Consider the following 25195-nt stretch of genomic DNA (forward strand, 5'->3'; position numbering starts at 1 on the left):
GAATCTGAGAGTTCCAGCTGCCCAGAGTGCTGTTCGCGTTCGCCGGAAAAATCAGCGCCCAAAGCACAAGGGCTACCATCACACCCTTACTAATCAGCGCAATCGGAACGCTGTTATTCTCATAAAAACCGCTATCCGCGGTCTTAATGTCCAAATCCGTAAACGGTTCTTTAATCGACATCAATTTCCTCCCATTTTCACGTTTCTTGTAGACGTTGCGCACCGAAAAAATCCGGCTTTCTGTCAGGTTGTTTTCTTAGAGTGCCAGGACCAGACGGTCGGATTTTGCTCTGGATACACAGGTGCATAGAAAGCTGTTCGAGGCTTGCTCCTCAGGGGTCAGAATGCCGTCCCGGTGGTCCACCTCACCTTCGACAACGTCCACCATGCACGACCCGCACAGACCTTCGGAGCAACCGAAATCCACGTGAACCCCGTTGGTTCTTAGGACGTCGAGAATTGTTTCATCCCTCGACACCTTGTAGACGGCTCCCGTCGACTGGACCTCGACTTCAAAGCTGTCATTGGGCGCGTGCTCGATATCGGAAGCAGCCGCAAAACGCTCAAAGTGAATGGCTCCACCGCGCAGAGCGCTGCCTGACTCGAGGACCGCGTTCAACATCGGTTCCGGACCGCATGTGTAGACATCAGCGCCCATCGGCATGGATTGCATGACGGCGGTCAAATCGAACTGCCCGTCTGTGTCGTCGCAATGAAGATGGTACCACTCATCCAGACCCAAAGCGCGAAACTTGTCATCCATCGCGGCAAGGTCCTTGGATCGGACCAGATAGTAGACCCGGAAATCCTGACCCCGGTTCAGCAGCTCTCGGGCCATCGCGACCATCGGGGTGGCACCAATACCGCCCGCGATAAGGGTCACGTGGCGATCATGGCTTTCAAGCTTGAAGTGGTTGCGCGGACCTCCGATGGCGAGTTCGACCCCCTCTTCCAAGGCGTGCATGGCCAGCGACCCACCGCGACCACCATCCTCGCGCTTGACGGCGACGTTAAGGGTGCGACCGTCCTGGCTCCAACTCCAGAGAGAATACTGACGCACCAGATCGTCACCAAGGTGGATATCCACGTGCGCACCGGGTTCGAGGCCTGTGAAACGCCCCTGTTCGATTTCGAAGCAGAAATCCGAAGTGTCCGAGCTAAGTTCAGTTTTTCGGATCAGACGCGCTTTCTGAGTGTTCATCGGGCTACTCATCTTATCTTGCGCCGAAAAGAACCGCAGAAAGGCGGTTATTGTGTCGGCCTTGGTGTTGACTACTACCTGACTTGGGTCGGGGCGCGCCTCGTAGGGACGGCAAAGAACTGCAATACCGCCCTTGGAGAAAGGCGGAACTTCATCGGGCGCCAAACTGCAGAAAAAAAGATAGTTTTCAATTGCAATATTTTTCGCACTCAGGTGAAGGTAGCTCAATCAAAAACCTCAGAGCCACGTATCCCCCATGTCGCGACGCCACTACAATCTGCCTCCGCTTGCCTCGCTTTCTGCCTTCGAGGCTGCCGCCCGGCACCTCAGTTTCAAGGTTGCTGCAAGCGAATTGTCTGTCACGCCCGGCGCTGTCAGTCATCAGATCAAAGCACTGGAGACCGAGCTGGCATCCCCGCTTTTCATACGTAAACATCGCGGCGTTGAACTGACCGAGGATGGCGCGGCGCTGCTAGAGGCACTGGGAAGCTCTTTCCTGAAAATCTCGAAAGTTCTTGAGCAGATTCGCAGTGGGGATTCCGACAATCATGTCACCGTGGGGTCCACTACAGCAGTTGCTGCCTTATGGCTTTCCCCGTCGGTCATTCGGTTTTGGCAGGACTATCCACACGTAAAAGTGAACCAAATGGCCGAGGACACGTATTTCGCAGATCGTTCCGACGTGGACTTTTTCATTCGATACGGCAAAGACCCGAATACCTCTCTGCCGCATACCAAGCTTTACCGGGATATCCTGACACCCGTTTGCAGCCCCGAACTGGCGGAAGAGCTTAAAGGGGCCAACCTCCGAGACCTGACAGAACACCGCCTGATTCACCTTGCAACCAAACACAGCAACTGGACCACATGGACGGACTGGTTTCAGGCGTTAGGGTTTAATGAGAGTATTCAGACGCAAGCGCGTGTAAGCAGCTATGCTCTGGCCCTGCAGGTTGCCAGAAAGGGCGCTGGAGTCGCCCTCGGCTGGAAGCGTTTGCTAAAACCCATGCTGGATTCCGGGAAACTTGTGGCTTTAGAGGCTTTCAGCATCCCTGCGCCGCATAATTTCTATCTGGTTGAACGGGAAAACGATAGCCTGCCAGAAGGGGCGCTGGCCTTGAAAGAATGGCTGCTGAATGAGCTTGAGGAGAATTCGGTTTAGCTCCGCTCATCTATCGGTTAGGATTTTTAGTATTGAATGCAGGGCCTCTGCGCTGCCAATGGGAGCCTAGAAAACGCCAATTCAAAAGTCTTAGGAGTGACTGATGAACAAGCATGCACCGCTTTCGTCTGTTCTGACCCCGGTAAACACAGCAAAGGGGCTGCCGAACGCGCATTATATCGACCCTGAAGTGTTTACCGAGGAACGTGACTCGGTCCTGTTTGCGAACTGGTCCGGGATCGGCTTCGGCAAGGATATCCCTGAGGCAGGAGATGCTTATCCCATTGATTTTCTTGGCATGCCCCTGTTGATGGTTCGTGATCGCGACGGTCAGATTGGCGTGTTCCAGAACACCTGCCGCCACCGTGGCATGATCCTGGTCGACAAACCTCAGAAAATCCGCGGCGCAATCCGCTGTCCCTACCACAGCTGGTGCTACGGCCTGAATGGTGAGCTGCGCACGGCCCCTCATGTCGGTGGCCCCGGTCAGAACACCCACGAAGATCTGGATTTCTCGGAACTGGGTCTGATCCGCATCCGTTCCTATGTCTGGCGCGACGTGATCTTTGTTAACGTCGACGGCAACGCCCCCGAGTTCGAAGAAGTTCACGGTGAGCTGATGGAGCGTTGGAAAGAGTTCGAACAGCCCATGTATCACGGCGGTGCAGGCGCATCGGTCCGGCTTGAGCTGGATTCGAACTGGAAACTGGCGGTCGAAAACTTCTGCGAAAGCTACCACCTGCCCTGGGTTCACCCCGGTCTGAACAGCTATTCGCGTCTGGAAGACCACTACAACATCAACGAACTGGGCAAATACTCAGGTCAGGGCACCCTTGTCTATCGTCAGTTCGAAGGGGAAGATGGCTCGAAACTGGCGGACTTTGACGGCTTGGGCGAGCAGTGGAACGAGGGCGCGGAATATATCGTAGTTTACCCTAACACCCTGCTAGGCGTTCAGCGCGACCACGGTTTTGCCTTCATCATCGACCCGATCACGCACGAGCGGTCGAACGAGCGGATTGAGCTTTACTATGCTCAGAAACCCGAAGACAGCCCCGAACACGAAGGCCTGCGTGCGCAAAACGCGGCGCTTTGGAAAACCGTATTCGAAGAGGACGTCTTCGTGGTCGAAGGCATGCAGAAAGGCCGCCATGGCGTCAAATTCGACGGTGGTCGCTTCTCGCCCGCAATGGATGGTCCCACCCACTGTTTCCACCACTGGGTCGCAACGCAGATCGAAAAGGCGCGCGCGGAAGCATGACCTCTTTTCTGAACGACGGCTTGGCCAGGAATTTCCTGGCCGGGTCGTGGGTGGAGGGCGACAAGGGCGCCTCCATCGCGGTGGAAGATCCCGGCAATCAGGATCACGTGGCGGATTGCGCGCAAGCCGGTGAGGAATCGCTGGCTCAGGCGCTTGAGGCCGCCCGCGCCTCATTCGAACGCGGTGATCTGGCAGATATGAAGCCGGCCGAGCGTGGCCGCCTGATGATCCGCATCGCGCAGGAAATCCGCAACCTCGCGGATCAAGGGGCTGAGTTGCTGTGCCGTGAGAGCGGCAAAACGCTGGACGCGGCCCGGGATGAGTTCATCGAGGCGGCTCAGTATTTCGAATATTACGGCGGCGTCGCGGACAAGATTGAGGGCAAGTCGATCCCGCTGGGCCCAGACTATGCTGATTTCACTGTATTTGAACCCTACGGCGTGTCGGCGCAGATCGTGCCGTGGAACTTCCCTGTTTCAATCGCCGGTCGTTCGCTCGCACCGTCTATGGCGGCGGGAAACTCGACCATCATCAAATCGCCCGAGCTGGACCCGCTGGCGCTGGCCATGTTGGGCGTCGCGCTGGAACGCGCCGAGGTGCCTGCCGGTGCGGTATCGATCCTGAACGGGATCGGCTCGGATCTGGGCGCGAAACTAGTGGCGAGGTCGCAGGTGGACCAGATCGTCTTCACCGGATCGGTACCGACCGGCCAGCATATTCTGCGCTCGGCCGCAGACAACGTGGTGCCTTCGTTGATGGAACTGGGCGGTAAATCCGCAGCCGTCGCCTTTGACGACGCGGATCTGGATACGCTGATGTCCAGCTTGAAAAGCGGTATTTTCTACAATGCCGGTCAGGTCTGCTCTGCCATGGCCCGCGTATTGGTGCATCGTTCGATCTATGATCGGGCCGTGGAACGTGCGGCTGCGCTGGCCAATGGCCTAAGCGTCGGTCACGGGCTCGAGAACCCCGATCACACTCCGGTCGTGTCCAGCCTGCAGCTGCAGCGCGTGGAAGAGATCACCTCGACCGCTCGTCAGGACGGTGCGCGGGTCGCTGCCGGTGGCGCGCGACTGGATCGCAAGGGGTATTTCATGGCCCCGACCATTCTGGCTGATGTCGACCCTTCCAGCCGTATCGCGCAGGAGGAGGTCTTTGGCCCCGTCACCTGCTTCACGCCCTTCGATACCGAAGAGGAAGCCGTCGCCATGGCCAATGGCACCGAATTCGGGTTGGTTGCAGGCATCTTCACGCGCGATCTCGCCCGCGCCCATCGGGTGGCGCGCAAATTGCGGGCGGGTCAGGTTTTTGTCAACGAATGGTTCGCCGGTGGTGTCTCAACCCCGTTCGGTGGCGTCGGCAAATCCGGCTTCGGTCGCGAAAAGGGGCTTGAGGCGCTCTACAACTATGTTCGCACCAAAAACATCGCCATTTCGCTAAAGGGATCGCCATGGATCGCGAAGCCTTAGACCGTGAACTGCTAGAGGCACATGCCAATTGCGACCAAGAGGCGCTTGTGCGCCTGTATACGATTGCCGCCGATGAACGAGAGCAGGCCCAGGACATTGATGCCGCCTGTTTCTATCTTACCCACGCTTTCGTTTTTGCACTGGAATCCGGCCACCCAGAGGCAAGCAATCTGAACAACCGGCTGGCTGACTATGGCCGCGCCCACAGACTGGAGTTCTGAGCAATGTCGGCAAAGCATAGGTGAAATAATGCGCGGTACCCGGCGGTGCCCGTATCCCCAAGAAGTGAATGCAGGCTGCATCTCTGGTCAAACAGGGTTCTCAGTTGACGCGTTTAGAACAGTTATGGGTCTGAATCGCCATATTCTTAACGAAAGACCGGTTCTGACATGACACAGCAAATCAGGAAGATGAAATGCGCGAAGAAGCACAGGCGGTAGTTATCGGCGGCGGGGTGATCGGTTGCTCGATCCTCTACCATTTGGCCAAATTGGGATGGTCCGATGTGGTCCTGCTGGAGCGGGATGAGTTGACCTCTGGCTCAACCTGGCATGCGGCAGCCAACATTCACGGTCTGCATGACAGCACCAATATCAGCCGTATCCAGCACTATACGATGAACCTGTATAACTCGCTGGAGGAAGAAACCGGCCAAAGCTGCGGTGTCTTCCAGCCCGGCTCGCTGTATCTGGCTCAGACCGAAGAGCGGGAACACCAGCTGAAACTGCAGGCCGCAAAGGCCAAGCTTTATGGCATGAATTTCTACGAGATCAGCATTGAAGAGGCGCAAAAACTGAACCCGCTGGTCAATTACAAAGGCATCCGTTGCGTGATGTTCGAACCCGATGGCGGCAATGTTGACCCGTCGGGCGTGACTAACGCCTATGCGGTCGGTGCCCGCCAGCGTGGGGCCGAGATCCATCGTTTCACCCCCGTCACCGCGACTGAACAGCAGGAAGACGGCACTTGGATCGTCAAAACGCCCAAAGGTGACATCAAAACGCCTTGGGTCGTGAACGCGGCAGGCCTCTGGGGCCGCGAGGTGGCCAAGCTGGCTGGCATCGAGTTGCCGCTGCAGCCCACCGAACACCAATATTTCGTGACGGAAGCAATGTCTGACGTCGAAGGCCACGGCACCCGCCTCCCCTCTGTCTCGGACCGCGATGGCGAGTATTACCTGCGTCAGGAAGGTAATGGCCTGTTGGTTGGCGCTTATGAAAAGGACATGAAATTCTGGGCCGAGGAAGGCACACCTCTGGATTTCGCCCATGACCTGTTCCCAGACGATCTGGAGCGGATTGAAGAGAACATGATGAACGCGATCGAACGCCTGCCCGCCGTGGCTGAGGCCGGGATCAAGCGCGTAATCAACGGCCCGATGATCTGGTCTCCGGACTCTAACGTGCTGATGGGACCAGTACCCGAGGTGGATGGTTATTTCTGCTGCAACGGCATTATCCCAGGATTCTCGCAGTCGGGCGGCATGGGCCTGATGGCGGCACAGTGGATCATCGAAGGTGAAACCCAATACGACATGTTCGCATGGGACATGGCGCGCTTTGACACCTGGGCCACCAAGGAATTCACCAAGGCCAAGGTGCAAGACCAATACGCGCACCGTTTCGCCATTCACTTCCCGAACGAAGAACGTAGCGCAGGCCGCCCTGCCCGCGTGCGCCCCATCTACGAAACCCAAAAAGCCATGGGCGCTGTCTTTGGCCTGAACGTCGGTTGGGAACACCCGCTTTGGTTCGCTGATGAGCCGGGTGTCGTGGATACAAACGGCTTCACTCGTCAGAACTGGTGGACCCCGGTTGGCGAAGAATGCAAGATGCTGCGCGAGCGTGCGGGGATCATCGACATCTCGAACTTCGCCAAGTACATCTGCAAAGGCCCCGGCGCTGCGGATTGGCTGAATGCCGTGTTCGCCAACAACATGCCCAAGGCGATCGGTCGGTCGTGCCTGACTCCGCTAATCTCAAAACGCGGTGGCATTGCCGGGGACTTCACCGTCACCCGCGTAGCCGAGGATGAGTTCTGGGTTCTCGGTTCCGGTATGGCCGAACGTTATCACAAGCGCTTCTTCAAGCAGGTTACTCTACCCGAAGGAACCACATTTGAAAGCCACACCGAAGCAATGTGCGGCTTCAACGTCGCCGGTCCGAAATCGCGCGAGATCCTGCAGCGGTTGACCAACACCTCGCTGGCGAATGAGGATTTCCCCTTCATGCGCTCGGCCAGGATCGAGCTGGCAGGTGTTGAACTTCTGGCCCTGCGTGTCTCCTTCACCGGCGATCTGGGGTGGGAGCTGCACTGCAAGACCGAAGATCAGGCGCGACTATACGATGCTCTGCTTGAGGCGGGCAAAGAATTCGGCGCAGGACCTGTTGGCAGCCGTGCCCTGATGTCGATGCGCGTGGAAAAGGGCTATGGCTCATGGAGCCGCGAATACAGCCCCGAATACTGGCCGCATGAGGTGGGTCTGGACCGTTTGTGCAAGTTCGAGAAGGACTTCCTCAACAAAGACGCCGCCCAGAAAGTGCTGGAGAACCCTGCACGTGAACAGCTTGTCATGCTGCATCTGGATGTGGCCGACGTGACGGCCTCCAACGCGGACGCCACAGGCGGTGAACCGATCTTCAAGGACGGCGAAGGCATCGGTCGCGTCACTTCGGGCACCTATGGCTATACCGTGGGCATGTCGCTGGCCTTGGGATACGTCAAAAACGCCCAACCTGGGGACGAGGTTGAAGTGATGGTTCTGGGTCAACCTCACAAAGCCACCATCCTGCACGAGCCGCCCTTTGACGCGGCAGGCAAAGTCCTTCGGGGCTAAACGTCGAACAATCATGTTTAAGCCAGTCCTTCTCTGGGCTGGCTTTTTCATTTCTGCACTAATGTCGCGTGGCACTGCAAAGGCGCATTCAACCCAGCTACGCGCAAGCAGATTTCAGACAAACAAATGGCCAGCACCCCAAATGCTGGCCACTTTCGAGTGAGTGATAGGCCCGAAGGCCTCACCGGTGAATCTCTTGTCTTGGACAAGTTATCAAGCGGGGACGGATCAGTGTATTGGGGGAATCCCGTAGATCATGCAGTTTTAGTCACGTCTCGCGGGAAAAGTTTCGCAACAGTCTGAAGCGAAAGGAAAAACTGGTCGGGTTTCCGCACCAGTGGGCAAGACCCGCGCCACTAAGGCGCGGGTCGTTTTCTTAGCCGATGATGGCGTTCAGCGCCGCACTCGGACGCATCACAGCCGCTGTTTTGGCAGGGTCGGTGTGGTAGTACCCACCCAGATCGGCAGCCCCACCCTGGGCCGAAGCAAGCTCACCCAGGATCTGCTCTTCCTTGTCGGACAGAGCACTTGCAAGCGGGGCAAATTCAGCTGCCAGTTCCGCATCATCCGACTGCGCGGCCAGCGCTTCGGCCCAATAGCGTGCGAACCAGTAATGGCTGTCACGGTTATCCGGCTGGCCAACCTTACGGCTGGGGGAGCGGTTGTTGTCCAGAATGCCCTGCGTTGCCACTTCGGCCGCAGCACCCAGAACACCCGCCTTGGAGTTGCCCTTGCTGTCGGCGAGGAAGTTCAGGGATTCACCCAGCGCACAGAACTCACCCATCGAATCCCAGCGCAGGTGGTTTTCTTCGACCAGCTGCTGCACGTGCTTCGGAGCGGACCCGCCTGCGCCGGTCTCGAACAGACCACCGCCGTTCATCAGCTTGACGATCGACAGCATCTTGGCCGAGGTGCCCAGTTCAAGGATCGGGAACAAGTCAGTCAGATAATCGCGCAGCACGTTGCCGGTGATGGCAATGCTGTCATTGCCAGCGGTGATCGTCTCCAGCGACTGGCGTGTCGCCTCACGCGGAGCCATGATCAGGAATTTATCAGCAACACCAGCCGCTTCCAGCGCGGGCTTAACATATTGGATCAACTCGGCATCATGCGCGCGGTTTGCGTCCAGCCAGAAGATCGCCTCGGATCCGGTCAGGCGCTGACGATCCATCGCCAGTTGGATCCAGTTCTCGATGGGCGCTTTTTTCACTGTGCAGGCTCGCCAGATGTCTCCGGCCTCGACCTCATGAGAATGCAGGGTTTCGCCATTGGCCAGAACGACGCGGATCGTGCCATCCGCAGGTGCTTGGAACGTGGTCGGGTGCGAGCCGTACTCTTCGGCCTTTTGCGCCATAAGGCCAACGTTGGCAACCGCACCGGCAGTGGCCGGGTTCAGCGCGCCATTGGCTTTGAAGAAGTTGATGGATTCGTCATAAACCGACGCATAGCAGCGATCAGGGATCACGCAGTTGGTGTCGCCTTTGGCTCCGGTTTCATCCCAGCCTTTGCCGCCTGCGCGGATAACGGCGGGCATCGAGGCGTCGATGATCACATCGGACGGAACGTGCAGGTTGGTAATGCCACGGTCCGAGTCGACCATATACATGGACGGACGATCACCCTTGATCGCGTCGATGGCAGCCACGATGTCGGCATTGTCCTTCACGCGCTCCAGCAGATCCCCCAGACCCGAATTCGGGTTAACACCCAAGGCCTCAAGCTCTGCGCCAAATTTCTCGAACACAGGGGCCAACCACGCGCGAACGGCATAGCCGAAGATGATCGGGTCGCTGACCTTCATCATCGTCGCCTTCATGTGCAGCGAGAACATGGTGCCGTCTTTCTTGGTGTCCTCAATGGCATCTGCTAGGAAGGACGACAGCGCTTTGACCGACATAAAGGTCGCATCGGCAACGGTTCCCTCTTCCAGCGGCCAGCCGTCTTTCAGCACGGTCACGTTGCCATCTTTGCCGACAAATTCGATCTTCGCGTCACCGGCTTGCGCCGCGGTGATCGTCGCCGATTTCTCATTGGCGTAGAAATCGTTGCCGGACATTGAGGATACTTTGGTCTTACTGTCCGAGACCCATTCCCCCATCGAATGAGGGTTCTTCTGGGCGTAGTTCTTCACCGCGCGCGCCGCACGGCGGTCGCTGTTGCCTTCGCGCAGAACCGGGTTCACAGCCGAGCCTTTGATCGCGTCATAGCGCGCGCGGATCGCCTTTTCTTCGTCACTCGAAGGCTCTTCGGGGTAGTTGGGGATGTCGTAGCCCTGCGACTGCAGCTCTTCGATCGCGGCGACAAGCTGAGGAACCGAGGCCGAAATGTTTGGCAGTTTGATCACGTTGGCGTCGGGCGTTTTTACCAGATCGCCCAACGCGGCCAGATCATCGGTGATGCGCTGCGCGTCGGTCAGCTTCTCTGGGAACGTCGAAATGATACGGCCTGCAAGCGAAATATCCTTAGTGCCAACGCTGACACCCGCCGCCGAGGCGAATTTGCGAATGATGGGCAGAAATGAGGCGCTGGCCAGCTCAGGCGCTTCGTCTACAATGGTATACAATATGTCGAAGTTCGATTTATCTGCCATATTCTTTCACCTTTTTTAAGCCTTTAAGGGGCAATCGCTGCAAGAGTTTGGGCCGCTTCATTGCGGCGCGGGAGGGGCGCTAATGACATAACACCCCTGAGTGACTCTGATTTGACAGGGCTTCCCTTAAATCAGGTTTGCGTTGGGATCAATCGTCTACTGGGGGCGCAAATTGCCACGGTTGGGGAAAAACACGCCGATGGGCCTGTGATTTCGCGCCCTTCAGCGCCCAACGCCCCAGGTATCACTTAGCCGATATCCACCGGGCCATGGGTCATCCGGGTCCAGCATGTGCTGATGAACTCCAGTGATCCATCCTCGGCCGCTAATCTCGGGGATGATGGCCGCGCGCTCCCCGACCTTGGTTTCCTCGACAATCCGGCCGGTAAAACGCGATCCGATGATAGAAACGGCCTCGAAAGATTGACCAACCTTCATCTGGCCTTTCGCGGCCATCAGGGCCATGCGCGCCGAGACCGCCGTTCCGGTTGGCGAGCGGTCAACTTTGCCGGGCTGGATCGCAACAGCGGATTTCCCTGTGAGTCCGGTTTCGGTTGTCTTCAAAGGCCCGCAAAACGCGCAGAAAGAGATATGATCCCAAGCCGCGTTATGCGGATGGGTAAAGCCAAGCTGATCATTGGCGGCATTGGTGATGGCAACGCCCAAACGGGCGATATCGCGGGCCTCGGCCTCCACAACTTCGAACCCCATAGCATCCGCATCGACCACCACGAAACTATCGCCTCCATAGGCCGTATCCACGGTAAGGGTGCCCACGCCCGGCACTTCCAGAGGGACCGCGATCTTGTCGGCAAAGCTTGGCAGGTGTTGCACATGGATACGCTGGGCCTTACCATCCCCACACTCTGCCCGGACCCGTACCAAACCGCCGGGAGCCTCGAGTGTCATACGCGTTTCCGGCTCTTGCATGGGGATGATGCCGCTGTCCAGAAGAACAGTGGAGACACAGATCGAGTTTGACCCCGACATGGGCGGCGTGTCCTCCGGCTCCATGATGATGAACGCCGCATCCGCCTGCGGATGTTTCGGAGGGACTAGCAGGTTGACGTGGCGAAAGACGCCGCCTCGGGGTTCATTCAGCACGAAATTGCGCAAGCTCTGATCCTGCGCAATGAATGTGCGTTGATCCCACAGGGTTTCTCCGGGTGGAGGTTGCACGCCACCGACGATGACGTCGCCCACCTCGCCTTCCGCATGGGCTGAGATCACGTGGACGGTTTTGACGCTGCGCATGAGGCCTCTCTACTCGAAATGAGTCGGGCCGACTGGCCTCGTGTGGGCCAGTTCAGAGAACGACCCCGTTTCGGTCAAGCCTAAACCTGTACTCAGAACACCCCGGCTGAACTTGAACCGCTGCTACCTAAACCGAACGCCAGTCTCAGGGTCGAACACCATGGCACGTTCGGGTTGGACCGTGATCCCGATCTTCTCGCCTGTAGTGCTGCGTTGGTCATCCCGTTCTTCAACGATCAGCTTGTCGCCATTCGGGGTCAGAAGATAGGAATAGGACACGCCCCCAAGCGCCTCGGTCAAATCAACGGTGCAGGTGTCGGCACTGCGGTCGATCTGGATGTGTTCGGGCCGCATGCCAAGGGTCACTTTGTTTACCCCAGCCGGAACTTGGGCCGATACCGGCAACGGTTGACCAAGGGCCGGATGCGTGACGTGGCCGTCTGCATAGTCGCATTCGAGAAAGTTCATCGCTGGCGAGCCGATGAAGCCCGCCACAAAGCGATTGTCCGGATCGCGGTACAGGTCCATCGGCGCACCCACCTGCTCGATCCGGCCATCGCGCAACACGACGATTTTATCGGCCATTGTCATCGCTTCGACCTGATCGTGGGTCACATAGATCATGGTGGCGCCAATCTCTTGATGGAGGCGCGCGATTTCGACCCGCATCTCAACCCGAAGCTCGGCATCGAGATTGGAGAGCGGTTCATCGAATAGGAACACTTCGGGGCCGCGTACAATCGCGCGCCCGATAGCGACTCGCTGACGTTGACCACCGGACAGGGCCTTGGGCTTGCGTTTCAGGTATTGATCCAGCTTCAGAATGCCGGAGGCATCCTGAACCTTCTGGTCAATCTCTGCCTTGGGAACGCCGTTCATGCGCAGGCCAAAACCCATATTCTCGGCGACCGTCATATGCGGGTACAAAGCGTAGGTCTGGAACACCATCGCCACGCCGCGTTTTGCCGGATCCATATGGGTCACTTCGCGCGCACCGATATGGATTTGGCCTTCCGATGTTTCCTCAAGCCCCGCGATCATCCGCAGTAGGGTGGACTTGCCGCAGCCCGAGGGGCCGACGAACACACAGAATTCACCATCTTCGATTTCCAGATCAATCCCGTGGATCACCTGAGTCTGGCCGTAGCGTTTGATCGCCTGATTGAGCGTTACACCTGTCATGTCGATTGCATCCTGTTGTTCTGTACATTCGGGCGGGTTTCAGGGAACCGCCAAGCCTGCGCCTCGGTTGCGATCTGGTCGGCAACGCGCCGCACCCGAGGGACCCAGGCCTCTAGTTGATTGAAATCCATCCGCCCGGTTGAACCGGTCACGGAAATCGCACCCAAAACGCGCCCGCCCGAGGTCAGAACGGGACAGGCGACGCAGATAATGCCGGGTTCATGCTCTTCATCGTCGATCGCGTAGCCTCGACTGCGAATCAGTTCCAGATCTGCCCGCAAAGCCGCCTCCGAGGTCAACGTCTTGTCCGTGAAACGGTGATAGCTTTGCTGGGATACGGCGCGATCCAATGCGGGACCATCCAGAAACGCCATCATCGCCTTGCCTACGCCGGTGCAATAGGCCGGGCCAACCTTGCCAGCCTGCGAATACATCTCGACCGGCTGCGCTGCGTTTCGTTTGTCGACATACAGCACCTGATTGGAGTCCAGCTGCGCCAAATGCACCGTTTCCCCCGTCTCGGAACTGAGCGTATCCAAAAACGGCCGCGCAATAGGGGCCAAAGAGCTTTGCGTCCACGCCGTATGCGCCAGACGGACCAGCCGCAGGCCCGGCGAATAGGTCTGCCGGTCTGGCTCATAGGCCAGCATGCCCTGATTGGTCAGCGATTGCAGAAAGCGATAGAGCGTCGCTTTGGGAAAGCTGCTGCTCTCTAACAGTTCTGCAAACCGCACAGGGCGCTCGAACGAGGCCACGTGCTCCAGCACATCACATGCTTTGCCTATTGTTCCGTCACCAGCCACGGGTGTGTGTTCTCCTCCGTTTGACCCCCGTTCAACCACGGTGTTTGCACGAGGGTCTTGACAAGACTAGCCGAGTCGATGTGTAGTTTTCAATATATAAAACACGGTTTCACTATTTGGAACTAAAATGGAAGCTAAGGGAGGACACCATGCATTCCATGTTCAAGCGCACCGCTGCCGCTCTGGCGGCGAGTGTGGCACTAGCTGCACCCGTTGCCGCCGAACTGACCGGCGAACTGCGCATCTTTCTTGACACCTCGAACCCGGCGCCTCGTGCGACGATGGAAGCAATGATCGAACAGTTTCAGGCCCAGCACCCGGATCTGGCCATCGAAACCACAGTGATCGACCGCGAGGCGTATAAGACGCAGATCCGCAACTTCCTGACGGCTGATACGCCGGATGTTGCGACATGGTATGCCGCAAACCGCATGAAGCCTTATGTTGAGGCGGGTTTGTTCGAAGATGTTTCGGACCTGTGGGCAGAGCCTGAGATCGCCGAGAATCTGGCCTCGACCAAAGGCGCGATGACCCTTGATGGTAAGCAGTGGGGCGTGCCCTATACCTACTATCAGTGGGGCGTTTACTACCGCAAAGACATCTTTGATGAGCTGGGCCTGACCGAGCCGACGACCTGGGAAGAAGAACTGGCGAACTGCCAGAAGATCATCGACTCGGGCCGCGCCTGCTATACCATCGGGACCAAGTTCCTGTGGACCGCCGGCGGCTGGTTTGACTATCTGAACATGCGCACCAACGGGTTCGACTTCCACAACCAGCTCGCCAATGGCGAAATCAGCTGGGAAGACGACCGGGTCAAGCAGACCTTCGCCAACTGGAAACAGCTGGTCGACATGGGTGCTTTCATTGACAACCACCAGACCTATAGCTGGCAGGAAGCCCTGCCCTTCATGGTGAACGGAGACGCCGCCGCCTATCTGATGGGCAATTTCGCCGTTGCTCCTCTGCGCGAAGCGGGTCTGAGCGACGACCAGCTGGACTTCTACCAGTTCGTCGCGATCAACCCCGATGTTGAACTGGCCGAGGATGCCCCGACCGATACGTTCCACATCCCGGCCAACGCTTCGAACAAGGAAGCCGCGCGCGAGTTCCTGCGCTTCGTCGTGTCTCCGGACGTTCAGACCGAAATCAACAATGGCTCAAACCTGGGTCAGCTTCCGGTTAACGCGCAATCTTCGGTGGATGATGACAAGTTCTTGCAGCAAGGTTTCACCATGCTGTCCTCGAACAGCCCCGGCGGTGTCGCCCAGTTCTGGGACCGCGACGCACCGGCGGAAATGGCCAAGGTCTCTATGGAAGGCTTCCAGGAATTCATGGTCAAGCCCGACAATCTGGACAAGATTCTGGCCAAGCTGGAACGCGCTCGTAGCCGTATCTACGACAACTGATCTGGCAGGGGCCGGGTAGAAAACCCGGCCTACGCCTTCCTCAATTGCAAGGCGGGCTGAAGCTCGCCTTCGCCCCCAGATCCGAGATAGCCCATGTCAGCCGTCGACACACCGGAACAGGAAAGCTGGTTCCATCGCAACCAACAACGCATCGCGCCCTGGCTTTTCCTTGCGCCGGGCCTGTTGTTCTTCATGGTCTATGTGATCATCCCGGTCTTTCAGTCCTTCAACCTGTCACTCTACGAATGGGATGGGCTTGGCGCCGCAGATTATGTAGGGTTCCGCAACTACGAGGACCTGTACTGGGAGTGGGTTGACCGCGACGCGTTCTACATCTCACTCAAGAACAACCTGATCTGGTTGATCCTGTATTTGGCAGCGATCCCGGCGGGCCTGTTCATCGCCCTGTTCCTGAACCAGACGGTCTGGGGCATTCGACTCTACAAGTCTCTATTTTTCTTTCCGTTCGTGATCTCTCAGGTCGTTGTCGGGCTGGTTTTCACATGGTTCTACGATCCGACATTCGGGCTACTGAACGAATTCCTCAGTTTCTTTGGTCTTGGCCCGCTGAATGTGCTGGGAGATGAAAAACTGGTCACTTACGGCATCATCGTCGCTGGCCTGTGGCCGCAGACGGCCTATTGCATGATCCTGTATCTCACCGGCTTGAACGCCGTGGACCCCGAACAGATCGAGGCCGGACGTCTGGACGGTGCAAAAGGCGGGCGGATGTTGTGGCACATCATCCTGCCGCAACTACGCCCGGCGACGTTTATCGCCTTTGTCGTGACAATCATTGGCGCTCTGCGGTCCTTCGACCTGATCTCGATCATGACGCAGGGCGGGCCGTTCGGGTCGTCGCGCGTGCTAGCCTATTACATGTTCGAGGTCGCCCTGTCCGAATACGGCTTCCGCATGGGATATGGCGCCGCCATCGCTGTGATCCTGTTCCTCATCATGCTGTGCTTCATCGCCTACTTCCTGTGGTCGATGTACCGCGAAGAAAGGGGGCACTGAGATGTTTCCCAAACCCATCGAAAAACAACCCCGCGCGGCGCAGATCACCTATCAGGCCATGCTGCCCATTGCCCTGCTGCTGTGGCTCGGTCCCTTGCTTGCTGTCGCCTTGTTCTCAATCAAACCCGAGGCGGATTTCACCAACGCAAACTACTGGGGCCTGCCGTCCCGGTTTGAGGGCGCGGTTAATTACGGGCAGGTCTTCTTCAACTCGGACATGCCGCGATATCTGCTGAACTCATTCATGATCACCATCCCGACGGTGATCGGAGCGGTTGCGCTCAGTTGCATGACCGGGTTCGCGCTGGGGATCTACAAATTCAAGTCGAACCTGTGGATCTTCTTCATGTTCGTGGCGGGCAACTTTGTCCCCTTCCAGATCCTTATGGTTCCAGTCCGCGACCTGACTTTGGAACTTGGCCTCTACAATACTAAAACCGGGCTGGTTCTGTTCCACATCGCGTTCCAGACCGGGTTCTGTACACTGTTCATGCGAAACTTCATCCGTGCGCTGCCTTTTGAGCTAATCGAAGCCGCCCGGGTCGAGGGCATCAGCGAGGTCCGTATCTTCTGGTACGTGGTCCTGCCGCTGATGAAACCCGCCATCGCGGCGCTGAGCGTGTTGATCTTCACCTTCATCTGGAACGACTATTTCTGGGCCGTTGTCCTGACCCAAGGGGCCGAAAGCCAACCTGTGACGGCTGGGATCACCAGCTTCAACGCTCAGTACCGCGCGGCCTATCAATTGATGAGCGCGGGTTCCCTCGTTGCCGCCTTGCCGCCTGTGGCCATGTTCTTCCTGATGCAGAAACACTTCATCGCGGGTTTGACCCTTGGAGCTGTTAAATAACGCCAAACGAGAGTTTTGCAAAATGACCAAAATCACCTTTATCGGCGCGGGTTCCACGATCTTCATGCGCAATATCGTGGGCGACGCGCTGCTGACCCCTGCCCTCGCCGACAGCCATTTCGCGCTGATGGATATCGACCCGCAGCGCCTGGCCGAAAGTGAAACCGTGGCGCGGGCCATGATCCGTTCGGTCGGCACCGGAGCAACGGTGACCACCCACACCGACCGCCGCGCGGCGTTAGAGGGGGCTGATTTCGTCATCACCGCCTTTCAGGTCGGCGGGTATGAACCCTGCACGGTGACGGATTTCGAGATCCCCAAGCAATACGGGTTGCGCCAGACCATCGCAGATACGCTCGGGATTGGAGGGATTATGCGAGGCCTGCGCACCGTCCCGGTATTGTGGAGCGTGGCGCAGGATATGATGCAGCTCTGCCCCGATGCGACGCTGTTGCAATATGTGAATCCGATGGCGATCAACACCTGGGCTCTGGCCGAGCAATTCCCGGACCTGAAACACGTCGGCCTTTGCCACTCGGTCCAGAATACGGTCGAAGAGCTTGCTCACGATCTGGACCTGCCTAAGGATGAGATCCGCTACAAGGTCGCAGGCGTGAACCACGTGGCCTTCTTCCTGCGGCTGGATCATCAGGGCCGCGACCTCTACCCGGCCTTACGCCGGGGCTACGCGCACGGTACTCTGCCGAAACCACCTCTGTTGATGCCACGCTGCCCCAACAAGGTGCGGTATGAGGTGATGGACCACTTGGGCTACTTCTGCACCGAGAGCTCGGAACATCTGGCCGAATACGTGCCGTGGTTCATCAAGGACGGTCGGCCCGACCTGATCGAACAATTCTCGATCCCGCTGGATGAATACCCAACCCGCTGTGTCGAGCAGGTCGCGGATTGGAAGGAACAGGCCAAGACACTGACAGACGGGCGCGATGTCTCGGTTATTCGCAGCCACGAATTTGCGGCGGATCTGATGAACGCCGTCGTCACGGACACGCCCTATACGGCCTATGGAAACCTGCCCAATACGGGTCAGATCCCGCAATTACCCTTGGGCGCTGCGGTGGAAACCCCGTGTCTGGTCGATTCAAACGGCGTTCAGCCCTCGGTCGTTACCGACATCCCGCCGCAACTGGTGGCGCTGATGCGCACCCAAATCAACGTGCAAGAGCTGACCGTCCGAGCGCTGACCGAGCAAAACGCCGAATACATTTACCATGCCGCCATGATGGATCCGCATACCGCGGCCGAACTGGACCTGCGCCAAATCCGCAGCCTTGTCACGGACCTTCTGACTGCGCATTCGGACTGGCTGCCAGACTGGTGCCGCCCGCTCCGCGCCGCATGATCTTCAATTTTTCAAGAACCGCAATTCCAGCCCCAGCCAAAGAACCGAAGCCAGAATGACAAAGAAACGCCGCTCATCGCATTGGTACGGAAAACTCGACAAAGACGGGTTCATCCACCGTTCCTGGATGAAAAACCAAGGCTTCCCCGATCATGCCTTTGATGGGCGGCCCATCATTGGCATCTGCAACACCTGGTCGGAACTGACGCCCTGCAACTCGGGCCTGCGCGATCTGGCCGAAGGCGTGAAGCGCGGTGTGTGGGAGGCTGGGGGCTTCCCGGTCGAATTCCCGGTCATGTCGCTGGGCGAGACCCAGATGAAGCCCACCGCCATGCTGTTCCGCAATCTGCTGGCCATGGATGTTGAGGAATCCATCCGCGCCTACGGCATTGACGGCGTTGTTCTGCTGGGCGGGTGTGATAAGACCACGCCGGGGCAGCTGATGGGCGCGGCCTCGGTCGATCTGCCTTCTATCGTTGTCAGCTCCGGTCCGATGCTGAACGGCAAGTTCAAGGGTAAGGATATCGGATCAGGCACCGATGTATGGAAATTCTCGGAAGAGGTCCGCGCAGGTGAGATGACGCTGCAGGACTTCATGAACGCTGAATCCGGCATGTCACGCAGCGCCGGAGTTTGTATGACGATGGGCACGGCCTCAACCATGGCCTCGCTGGTCGAAGCCATGGGAATGTCGCTGCCAACCAACGCCGCGCTGCCCGCCGTTGACGCCCGCCGCATGGCTCTGGCACACCTGACCGGCAAGCGGATTGTCGAGATGGTGGACGAAGACCTCAAACCCTCTGACATCCTGACCAAGGAAGCATTTGAGAACGCCATTCTGGCCAACGCCGCCGTAGGTGGCTCGACCAACGCCGTGGTTCACCTGCTGGCGCTGGCGGGTCGGGTTGGTGTCGATCTGACGCTGAAAGACTTTGAAATTGGGTCGGAAATTCCCCTGCTGGTCAACTGCATGCCGTCCGGCAAATACCTGATGGAGGATTTCTGTTACGCAGGCGGCGTGCCTGTGGTTCTGAATGAAATCAAGTCCTTCCTGCACCCTGCGAAAACGGTTCTGAACAAGGATATCTCGGCCCACTACGACGGGGCAGAGTGCTACAATCGCGACGTGATCCGCCCCTTCGATGACCCGGTGAAACCCGCTGCCGGCCTGCGCGTTCTGCGCGGCAACCTTGCGCCGAACGGGGCCATCGTAAAACCTTCGGCGGCTACGGATGAACTGCTGGAAACCGAAGCCGAAGCCTTTGTTTTCGAAAGCATCGAAGATCTGAAGGCCAATATCGACCGCGAAGACCTGCCTGTGACGCCTGAGACCATTCTGGTTCTCAAAGGGTGTGGACCCAAGGGCTATCCCGGCATGCCCGAGGTCGGCAACATGCCGGTCCCGGCGAAACTGGTGAAAGAAGGCGTGCGCGACATGATCCGCATTTCGGACGCGCGCATGTCGGGCACAGCCTTCGGTACTGTCATCCTGCATGTCAGTCCCGAGGCGCAGGCCGGTGGCACTCTGGCGCTGGTCAAGACCGGCGACCGCATCCGCGTCTCAGCCAGCAAGGGAGAGCTTGAGCTGCTGGTCAATGAGGCGGAACTCGACACCCGCCGCGCGGCCTGGCAACCGGAGGCACCGCATTACACGCGCGGCTACGCCCGACTTTACATCGACCACGTGCTGCAAGCCGATCAGGGCGCTGACCTTGATTTCCTTGTCGGCAAAGACACACGCCTCGTTACAAGAGAGAGCCACTAATGGACCAACCTGCTGTATTCCAGGACCTGAAAGGGGCCTCAGTCTATATCACCGGCGGCGGCTCGGGCGTTGGCGCTTCGCTGACCGACGGGTTCATGGCGCAAGGGGCCAACGTGGCCTTTATCGGCCGCTCGGACGCAAGCGCCTTCGTGGAAGAAATGCGTGCCAAACACGACCGCGCGCCCTTGTTCATGCAGGGCGATATGACCGATACAGAACTGTTGCACGCCACCATGCAGAAGGCTGCCGAGGCCCATGGCCCAATCAAAGTGCTGGTCAATAACGCCGCCAACGATCAGCGCCACTCTCTGGAAGAGACGACCTCTGAGTTCTGGGACTGGATGATCGAGGTAAACCTGAAGGCCTACTATTTCGCCTGTCAGGAAGCCGCGCGCCAGATGGGGAATGGCGGCTCAATCATCAATTTCAGCTCGATCAGCTACATGATGGGCAACGCAGGCTATCCGATCTACACGACCTCGAACGCTGGGATTACCGGAATGACCCGCTCGCTGGCGCGCGAGCTTGGACCGAAAGGCATCCGCGTAAACGCATTGGCCCCCGGTTGGGTTCTGACGCAAAAGCAGATGGACATGTGGGCCACGCCCGAAGACCTCGCCGCACATTTGGATCGCCAATGCCTTAAAGAACATCTAAAGCCCGACGACATGATCGGACCCACCTTGTTTCTGGCCTCGGACGCCAGCCGCGCCATGACCGGACAATGCATGGTTGCTGATGGTGGCGTCGTGGTAACGGGGTAGAACGATGAAACCAGAATGGATCGCAGCGGACTGGGGCACCTCGCACTTGCGTGTCTGGGCGATGGAGGGGCCAACCCCTGTTGACCAAGCTCAGTCGGACATGGGCATGGCGCGCGTCTCCAAAGGTGGGTTTGAGGACGCCCTGTTGGCATTGATCGAAGGCTGGTTGGGCAGTGCTCCTGTCGATGTCGTCGCCTGCGGCATGGTCGGCGCCCGTCAGGGATGGGTTGAAGCACCCTATGCTGCTGTTCCAACCGCGCCTGTGCAGGGCGTTCCGATCCGCGTGCCCGCCACCGACCCTCGGATCCGTGCTTTTGTCGTGCCTGGTTTGAAACAGGTGTCCCCGCCGGATGTGATGCGCGGCGAAGAAACGCAGATTGCGGGATTTCTGGATACACATCCCAATTGGGACGGAGTGATCTGCTTGCCCGGCACCCACACGAAATGGGTGCAGATCAGTGCGAATCAGGTCGTCAGCTTCCGCACCTTCATGACCGGAGAGTTATTCGACTTGCTGCGCGCTCAATCTGTCCTTCGACACTCGGTAAGTGAAGGCTGGGACGAGGCCGCGTTTTCTGAGGCTGTCGAGGATACTCTGTCCAAACCCGAACAGCTTGCCGCCCGCCTGTTCAGTCTGCGTGCGGCAGATCTGCTGCACGGGCAGGATGGCACCACGGCCCGCGCACGTCTGTCCGGACTATTGATCGGGGCCGAACTTGCAGCCTCACGCCCCTATTGGCTGGGTCAGCAGATCGCGATCATCGGGGCCGAGGGGCTATCGGCCGCCTACGCACAAGCGCTGCAACCGCAAGGCGCGTTTGTCGAGATGGCCGACGCCACCACATCCACTCTGGCCGGGCTGAACAAAGCCCGCAATATGACAAGAGAAACCGTATGAGCCGCCATATCATTGCCATTCTGCGAGGTTTGACCCCCTCGAGCGCCGAGAAAGTCGGTCGACTTCTCATCGAAACCGGGATCGACCGGATCGAGGTGCCGCTGAACTCTCCGGATCCTCTTGAGAGCATCGGGATTCTGGTCGAGGCTTTCGGCGATCGCGCCCTAATCGGCGCGGGCACGGTGTTGACACCCGAACAGGTTGAGGCCGTAAGGGATGTGGGCGGCAAGCTGATTGTCTCGCCCAATGCCGATCCTGATGTGATCCGGCGCAGCAGTGAACTGGGGCTGCAATCCTGGCCGGGCATCTTCACCCCGACCGAGGCCTTTTCGGCCCTCAAAGCGGGTGCAACCGGTTTGAAGCTGTTCCCCGGTTCCTTGGCAGGCCCCGCAGGTCTGTCTGCTTTGCGGGCGGTCTTGCCAGAAGGCACGCAGGTCTTCGCGGTTGGCGGCGCGGGTACAGACAACTTCGACGAATGGATCGCAGCCAGCGCGGACGGGTTCGGCATCGGGTCGGCACTGTTCAAGCCCGACATGGAGATCGCGGAAATCTCGGAACGCGCCATCCGGATCGTAGCCGCCTATGACGAGGCCGTTGCATGAGCGTCACTTTCGACGACCGCCCTTGTATGCTGGGCGAAGGTCCCCTCTGGCATCCCGAGCGGAAACAGTTGTTCTGGTTCGACATCCTTGGCAAACGCCTTCTAACCCGCGAAGGCGAGGCGCAGAAAAGCTGGCATTTCGACGAATATGTCTCGGCCACAGGCTGGGTGGACCGTGATACTCTGCTGATGGCCTCAGAAACCGGGTTGTGGCGGTTTTCGCTGGCCACGGGTGAGAAATCACTGGTTGTCCCGCTAGAGGCTGAAAATCCCGTCACCCGCTCGAATGACGGCCGCGCCGATCCGTGGGGCGGGTTCTGGATCGGGACGATGGGCAAAAGCGCGGAACCTGGTGCTGGTTCAATCTACCGGTTCTACAAGGGCGAGTTGCGCCGTTTGGCGCCGGGTATCACCATCTCAAACGCGATCTGTTTCGCTCCGGACCGGGGCTGCGCTTACTACGCAGACACAGCGACACGACAGGTAATGCGGTGGGGTCTGAACGCCGAGACCGGCTGGCCCGAGGGGGAACCTTCGGTCTTTCTGGATCTGAACGAAGACGGTTTGAACCCGGATGGCGCGGTGGTTGATACCGCCGGCAACATCTGGATCGCTCAATGGGGCGCGAGCCGGGTCGCGGCCTATGATCCAGCAGGACAGTTCCTGCGCGAAGTCGCGGTAGACGCCGCCCATACATCCTGCCCCGCCTTTGGCGGAGACGACCTGACAACACTATTCTGCACAACCGCCCGCGAAGGGCTGAGCACTGAGACGCTTGAAACACAACCCACTAACGGAATGACCTTTGCCGAACTGAACGCAGGCCACGGTCAACCGGAACACAGAGTCCTTCTATGACCCCCGAACTAGGCGTTTGCTACTACCCCGAACACTGGCCCGAGGCTGTTTGGGCCGAAGATGCCGCGCATATGGTCGAAACGGGCCTGAGCTGGGTACGTATCGGCGAATTCGCCTGGAGTCGGCTGGAACCCTCCCCCGGCGATCTGCAATTCGACTGGCTAGATCGCGCGGTCGAGGTGCTGGGATCGGCCGGTTTGAAGGTGGTTATGGGGACACCCACAGCGACGCCTCCGCGCTGGATGCTGGACAAACACCCCGATATGCTGGCCGTCGACGCCCAAGGTCAACCGCGTAAATTCGGGTCACGTCGGCACTATTGCTTCAGCCATGCGGGCTATGTCAAAGAGTGCGTCCGCATTGCCCGGATCTTTGGCGAACGTTATGGCCGCAATCCACACGTCGTCGCCTGGCAAATCGACAATGAATACGGTTGCCACGACACCACGATCAGCTACAGCGCCCCGGCGCTAAAGGCGTTTCGTCTTTGGCTGGCGGATCAATATGGCAGCATCGACGCCCTGAACGAGGCTTGGGGCAATGTGTTCTGGTCGATGGAATACGACCACTTTGACCAGATCGACCTGCCAAACCTGACCGTGACCGAGCCGAACCCGGCCCATGTTCTGGCCTTCCGCCGCTTCAGCTCGGATCAGGTAGTGGCGTTCAACAAGGCTCAGGCCGATGTGTTGCGCCCTCTGACCGATGCGCCGCTGTCGCACAACTACATGGGGCGCGTGCTTGAGTTCGACCATTTCGGTGTCGGTGCGGACCTCGATATCGCCACTTGGGATAGCTATCCGATCGGCTTCTTGTCCGACCGATTGGAAGATGACGCCGAACACAAGGCCAAATTCCTGCAACAGGGCGATCCGGATATGCAGGGCTTTCACCACGATCTCTATCGTGCAGTTGGCCGTGGTCGCTGGTGGGTGATGGAGCAACAACCCGGCCCGGTGAACTGGGCTCCGTACAACCCTGCTCCTCTGCCCGGCATGGTCCGGCTTTGGTCGCTTGAGGCCGTGGCGCACGGGGCCGAGGTGGTGAGCTACTTCCGCTGGCGACAAGCGCCCTTTGCGCAAGAGCAGATGCACGCCGGATTGCTGACACCAGACAGCCGCGCGGCCCCCGGTCTGGCTGAGGCGCGCCAGACGGCGCATGAATTGAAGGCCATCGGTCCGGTTCACCAGAAACAGGCGCAGGTTGCGATCCTGTTCGACTATGCCTCGGATTGGGCGTGGACCACGCAGCCGCAGGGCGCAGGTTTTGACTATTTCCGGCTAGTATTCTCGGCCTATCGCGCTCTGCGTCGGGCCGGGCTGTCGGTGGACATCGTTTCACCTCAGGACCTGCCGAAAGGTTACGCGGTGATCCTTGCGCCGGGGCTGGCCACAATCAATGCCGCGTTGGAAGCGCGTTTGGCTGAGGCCTGCGATCTTGCCATCCTTGGCCCACGCAGCGGCGCGATCACCCGTGATTTCCAGATCCCTCTGTCTAGGCGCCCCGGCCTTGATGGCGTCGATTGCCATGTCGATCTGGTTGAAACCCTGCCGCCCAATGTCAAACGCCCGGTCGTCGGGGGCGGAGCCGCGCAGCACTGGATCGACCGTCTGTCAGGAGGCGGAGAGGACCTTTTGCAGTTTGAAGATGGTACCCCTGCTTTGAAAACGGGGGACGGCATCTGGTATCTGGCGGGTTTCCCCGACGAGGCGCTCTGGGATCGCCTAATCGGGCTGGCGGCGGACCACACCGGGCTGAATTTGCAGCCGTTGCCCGAGGGCCTGAGGCTTCGGGAATCAGCCGCGCATACGTTCCTGATCAACTACAATGCCGATCCGGTGGAATGGAACGGACACACCATTGCGGGCTGCGATGTTATTGTCCTCGAAAACGCGTCACCGGAGGGTTGAGC

21 protein-coding genes are annotated in these 25195 nt (G+C 58.6%); 15 read left to right on the forward strand and 6 right to left on the reverse strand.

What is annotated here, in order from left to right; translation table 11 throughout:
* Both ACXAH8_RS15445 and ACXAH8_RS15450 read right to left on the reverse strand, forming a co-directional pair.
* Positions 1–181: hypothetical protein (locus tag ACXAH8_RS15445; protein WP_475219727.1), on the reverse strand; the 181-nt coding region annotated here is incomplete at its 3' end.
* Positions 182–256: 75 nt separating this feature from the next.
* Positions 257–1201 (reverse strand): PDR/VanB family oxidoreductase, encoded by a 945-nt coding sequence (locus ACXAH8_RS15450; protein WP_475219728.1) that lies wholly within the window; start codon positions 1199–1201, stop codon positions 257–259.
* A 256-nt stretch (positions 1202–1457) separates the two neighbouring features.
* Here ACXAH8_RS15450 and ACXAH8_RS15455 point away from each other — a divergent pair, with 256 nt between their 5' ends.
* The 5 genes from ACXAH8_RS15455 (at position 1458) to ACXAH8_RS15475 (ending at position 7929) form a co-directional block, all read left to right on the forward strand.
* Positions 1458–2363, forward strand: a complete 906-nt coding sequence (locus ACXAH8_RS15455) for a LysR substrate-binding domain-containing protein (RefSeq protein WP_475219729.1) — start codon at positions 1458–1460, stop codon at positions 2361–2363.
* 103 nt (positions 2364–2466) lie between these two features.
* Complete coding sequence (locus ACXAH8_RS15460) at positions 2467–3624, forward strand: aromatic ring-hydroxylating oxygenase subunit alpha (protein ID WP_475219730.1); 1158 nt, start codon at positions 2467–2469, stop codon at positions 3622–3624.
* Positions 3621–5093: an aldehyde dehydrogenase family protein gene (locus ACXAH8_RS15465; RefSeq protein ID WP_475219731.1), complete on the forward strand. Its 1473-nt coding sequence runs from the start codon at positions 3621–3623 to the stop codon at positions 5091–5093. Before ACXAH8_RS15460 ends, ACXAH8_RS15465 begins: the two co-directional genes overlap by 4 nt.
* Positions 5075–5314: a hypothetical protein gene (locus ACXAH8_RS15470; protein ID WP_475219732.1), complete on the forward strand. Its 240-nt coding sequence runs from the start codon at positions 5075–5077 to the stop codon at positions 5312–5314. Before ACXAH8_RS15465 ends, ACXAH8_RS15470 begins: the two co-directional genes overlap by 19 nt.
* A 194-nt stretch (positions 5315–5508) precedes the next feature.
* Positions 5509–7929, forward strand: a complete 2421-nt coding sequence (locus tag ACXAH8_RS15475; protein WP_475219733.1) for a GcvT family protein — start codon at positions 5509–5511, stop codon at positions 7927–7929.
* Positions 7930–8305: 376 nt separating this feature from the next.
* Here ACXAH8_RS15475 and ACXAH8_RS15480 read toward each other — a convergent pair whose 3' ends face one another.
* From ACXAH8_RS15480 to ACXAH8_RS15495, 4 genes are all read right to left on the reverse strand, one after another.
* Entirely contained in the window at positions 8306–10519 is a 2214-nt protein-coding gene (locus tag ACXAH8_RS15480; protein ID WP_475219734.1) for an NADP-dependent isocitrate dehydrogenase, read from the reverse strand.
* A gap of 222 nt (positions 10520–10741) precedes the next feature.
* Positions 10742–11773, reverse strand: coding sequence for a trans-3-hydroxy-L-proline dehydratase (locus ACXAH8_RS15485; protein WP_475219735.1), 1032 nt, complete (start codon positions 11771–11773; stop codon positions 10742–10744).
* Positions 11774–11896: 123 nt separating this feature from the next.
* Entirely contained in the window at positions 11897–12955 is a 1059-nt protein-coding gene (locus ACXAH8_RS15490; protein ID WP_170472620.1) for a sn-glycerol-3-phosphate ABC transporter ATP-binding protein UgpC, read from the reverse strand.
* On the reverse strand, positions 12952–13758 hold the full coding sequence (locus ACXAH8_RS15495) for an IclR family transcriptional regulator (protein WP_475219736.1): 807 nt from the start codon (positions 13756–13758) through the stop codon (positions 12952–12954). The genes ACXAH8_RS15490 and ACXAH8_RS15495 overlap by 4 nt, the downstream gene beginning before the upstream one ends.
* A 149-nt stretch (positions 13759–13907) precedes the next feature.
* Between ACXAH8_RS15495 and ACXAH8_RS15500 the strand changes: the two genes are divergently transcribed.
* The 10 genes from ACXAH8_RS15500 (at position 13908) to ACXAH8_RS15545 (ending at position 25193) form a co-directional block, all read left to right on the forward strand.
* Entirely contained in the window at positions 13908–15167 is a 1260-nt protein-coding gene (locus ACXAH8_RS15500; RefSeq protein ID WP_170377456.1) for an ABC transporter substrate-binding protein, read from the forward strand.
* 93 nt (positions 15168–15260) lie between these two features.
* Complete coding sequence (locus tag ACXAH8_RS15505) at positions 15261–16184, forward strand: carbohydrate ABC transporter permease (RefSeq protein ID WP_475219737.1); 924 nt, start codon at positions 15261–15263, stop codon at positions 16182–16184.
* Between the two features lies 1 nt (position 16185).
* The gene (locus tag ACXAH8_RS15510) at positions 16186–17034 is read left to right on the forward strand and encodes a carbohydrate ABC transporter permease (protein WP_170377452.1); all 849 of its coding nucleotides are present in this window, start codon (positions 16186–16188) and stop codon (positions 17032–17034) included.
* Between the two features lie 22 nt (positions 17035–17056).
* Positions 17057–18397 (forward strand): alpha-galactosidase, encoded by a 1341-nt coding sequence (melA, locus tag ACXAH8_RS15515; protein WP_475219738.1) that lies wholly within the window; start codon positions 17057–17059, stop codon positions 18395–18397.
* 55 nt (positions 18398–18452) lie between these two features.
* Positions 18453–20162 carry an IlvD/Edd family dehydratase gene (locus ACXAH8_RS15520; protein ID WP_475219739.1) on the forward strand — a complete coding sequence of 570 codons (1710 nt, stop codon included), beginning with the start codon at positions 18453–18455 and terminating at the stop codon, positions 20160–20162.
* Entirely contained in the window at positions 20162–20926 is a 765-nt protein-coding gene (locus ACXAH8_RS15525) for an SDR family NAD(P)-dependent oxidoreductase (RefSeq protein ID WP_475219740.1), read from the forward strand. The genes ACXAH8_RS15520 and ACXAH8_RS15525 overlap by 1 nt, the downstream gene beginning before the upstream one ends.
* Positions 20927–20930: 4 nt before the next feature.
* Positions 20931–21824 carry a 2-dehydro-3-deoxygalactonokinase gene (locus tag ACXAH8_RS15530; RefSeq protein ID WP_475219741.1) on the forward strand — a complete coding sequence of 298 codons (894 nt, stop codon included), beginning with the start codon at positions 20931–20933 and terminating at the stop codon, positions 21822–21824.
* Positions 21821–22426 carry a 2-dehydro-3-deoxy-6-phosphogalactonate aldolase gene (locus ACXAH8_RS15535; protein ID WP_475219742.1) on the forward strand — a complete coding sequence of 202 codons (606 nt, stop codon included), beginning with the start codon at positions 21821–21823 and terminating at the stop codon, positions 22424–22426. Before ACXAH8_RS15530 ends, ACXAH8_RS15535 begins: the two co-directional genes overlap by 4 nt.
* Complete coding sequence (locus ACXAH8_RS15540; RefSeq protein ID WP_475219743.1) at positions 22423–23283, forward strand: SMP-30/gluconolactonase/LRE family protein; 861 nt, start codon at positions 22423–22425, stop codon at positions 23281–23283. Before ACXAH8_RS15535 ends, ACXAH8_RS15540 begins: the two co-directional genes overlap by 4 nt.
* Positions 23280–25193, forward strand: a complete 1914-nt coding sequence (locus ACXAH8_RS15545; protein ID WP_475219744.1) for a beta-galactosidase — start codon at positions 23280–23282, stop codon at positions 25191–25193. The genes ACXAH8_RS15540 and ACXAH8_RS15545 overlap by 4 nt, the downstream gene beginning before the upstream one ends.
* Positions 25194–25195: the final 2 nt, after the last annotated feature.

Source organism: Ruegeria sp. ABV3_008, assembly GCF_056161185.1.

Coding starts and splice junctions, on each gene's coding strand:
- ACXAH8_RS15450 (WP_475219728.1), bottom strand. CDS start 1,201: ATGAACACTCAGAAAGCGCGTCTGATCCGAAAAACTGAACTTAGCTCG.
- ACXAH8_RS15455 (WP_475219729.1), top strand. CDS start 1,458: ATGTCGCGACGCCACTACAATCTGCCTCCGCTTGCCTCGCTTTCTGCC.
- ACXAH8_RS15460 (WP_475219730.1), top strand. CDS start 2,467: ATGAACAAGCATGCACCGCTTTCGTCTGTTCTGACCCCGGTAAACACA.
- ACXAH8_RS15465 (WP_475219731.1), top strand. CDS start 3,621: ATGACCTCTTTTCTGAACGACGGCTTGGCCAGGAATTTCCTGGCCGGG.
- ACXAH8_RS15470 (WP_475219732.1), top strand. CDS start 5,075: ATGGATCGCGAAGCCTTAGACCGTGAACTGCTAGAGGCACATGCCAAT.
- ACXAH8_RS15475 (WP_475219733.1), top strand. CDS start 5,509: ATGCGCGAAGAAGCACAGGCGGTAGTTATCGGCGGCGGGGTGATCGGT.
- ACXAH8_RS15480 (WP_475219734.1), bottom strand. CDS start 10,519: ATGGCAGATAAATCGAACTTCGACATATTGTATACCATTGTAGACGAA.
- ACXAH8_RS15485 (WP_475219735.1), bottom strand. CDS start 11,773: ATGCGCAGCGTCAAAACCGTCCACGTGATCTCAGCCCATGCGGAAGGC.
- ACXAH8_RS15490 (WP_170472620.1), bottom strand. CDS start 12,955: ATGACAGGTGTAACGCTCAATCAGGCGATCAAACGCTACGGCCAGACT.
- ACXAH8_RS15500 (WP_170377456.1), top strand. CDS start 13,908: ATGCATTCCATGTTCAAGCGCACCGCTGCCGCTCTGGCGGCGAGTGTG.
- ACXAH8_RS15505 (WP_475219737.1), top strand. CDS start 15,261: ATGTCAGCCGTCGACACACCGGAACAGGAAAGCTGGTTCCATCGCAAC.
- ACXAH8_RS15510 (WP_170377452.1), top strand. CDS start 16,186: ATGTTTCCCAAACCCATCGAAAAACAACCCCGCGCGGCGCAGATCACC.
- melA (WP_475219738.1), top strand. CDS start 17,057: ATGACCAAAATCACCTTTATCGGCGCGGGTTCCACGATCTTCATGCGC.
- ACXAH8_RS15520 (WP_475219739.1), top strand. CDS start 18,453: ATGACAAAGAAACGCCGCTCATCGCATTGGTACGGAAAACTCGACAAA.
- ACXAH8_RS15525 (WP_475219740.1), top strand. CDS start 20,162: ATGGACCAACCTGCTGTATTCCAGGACCTGAAAGGGGCCTCAGTCTAT.
- ACXAH8_RS15530 (WP_475219741.1), top strand. CDS start 20,931: ATGAAACCAGAATGGATCGCAGCGGACTGGGGCACCTCGCACTTGCGT.
- ACXAH8_RS15535 (WP_475219742.1), top strand. CDS start 21,821: ATGAGCCGCCATATCATTGCCATTCTGCGAGGTTTGACCCCCTCGAGC.
- ACXAH8_RS15540 (WP_475219743.1), top strand. CDS start 22,423: ATGAGCGTCACTTTCGACGACCGCCCTTGTATGCTGGGCGAAGGTCCC.
- ACXAH8_RS15545 (WP_475219744.1), top strand. CDS start 23,280: ATGACCCCCGAACTAGGCGTTTGCTACTACCCCGAACACTGGCCCGAG.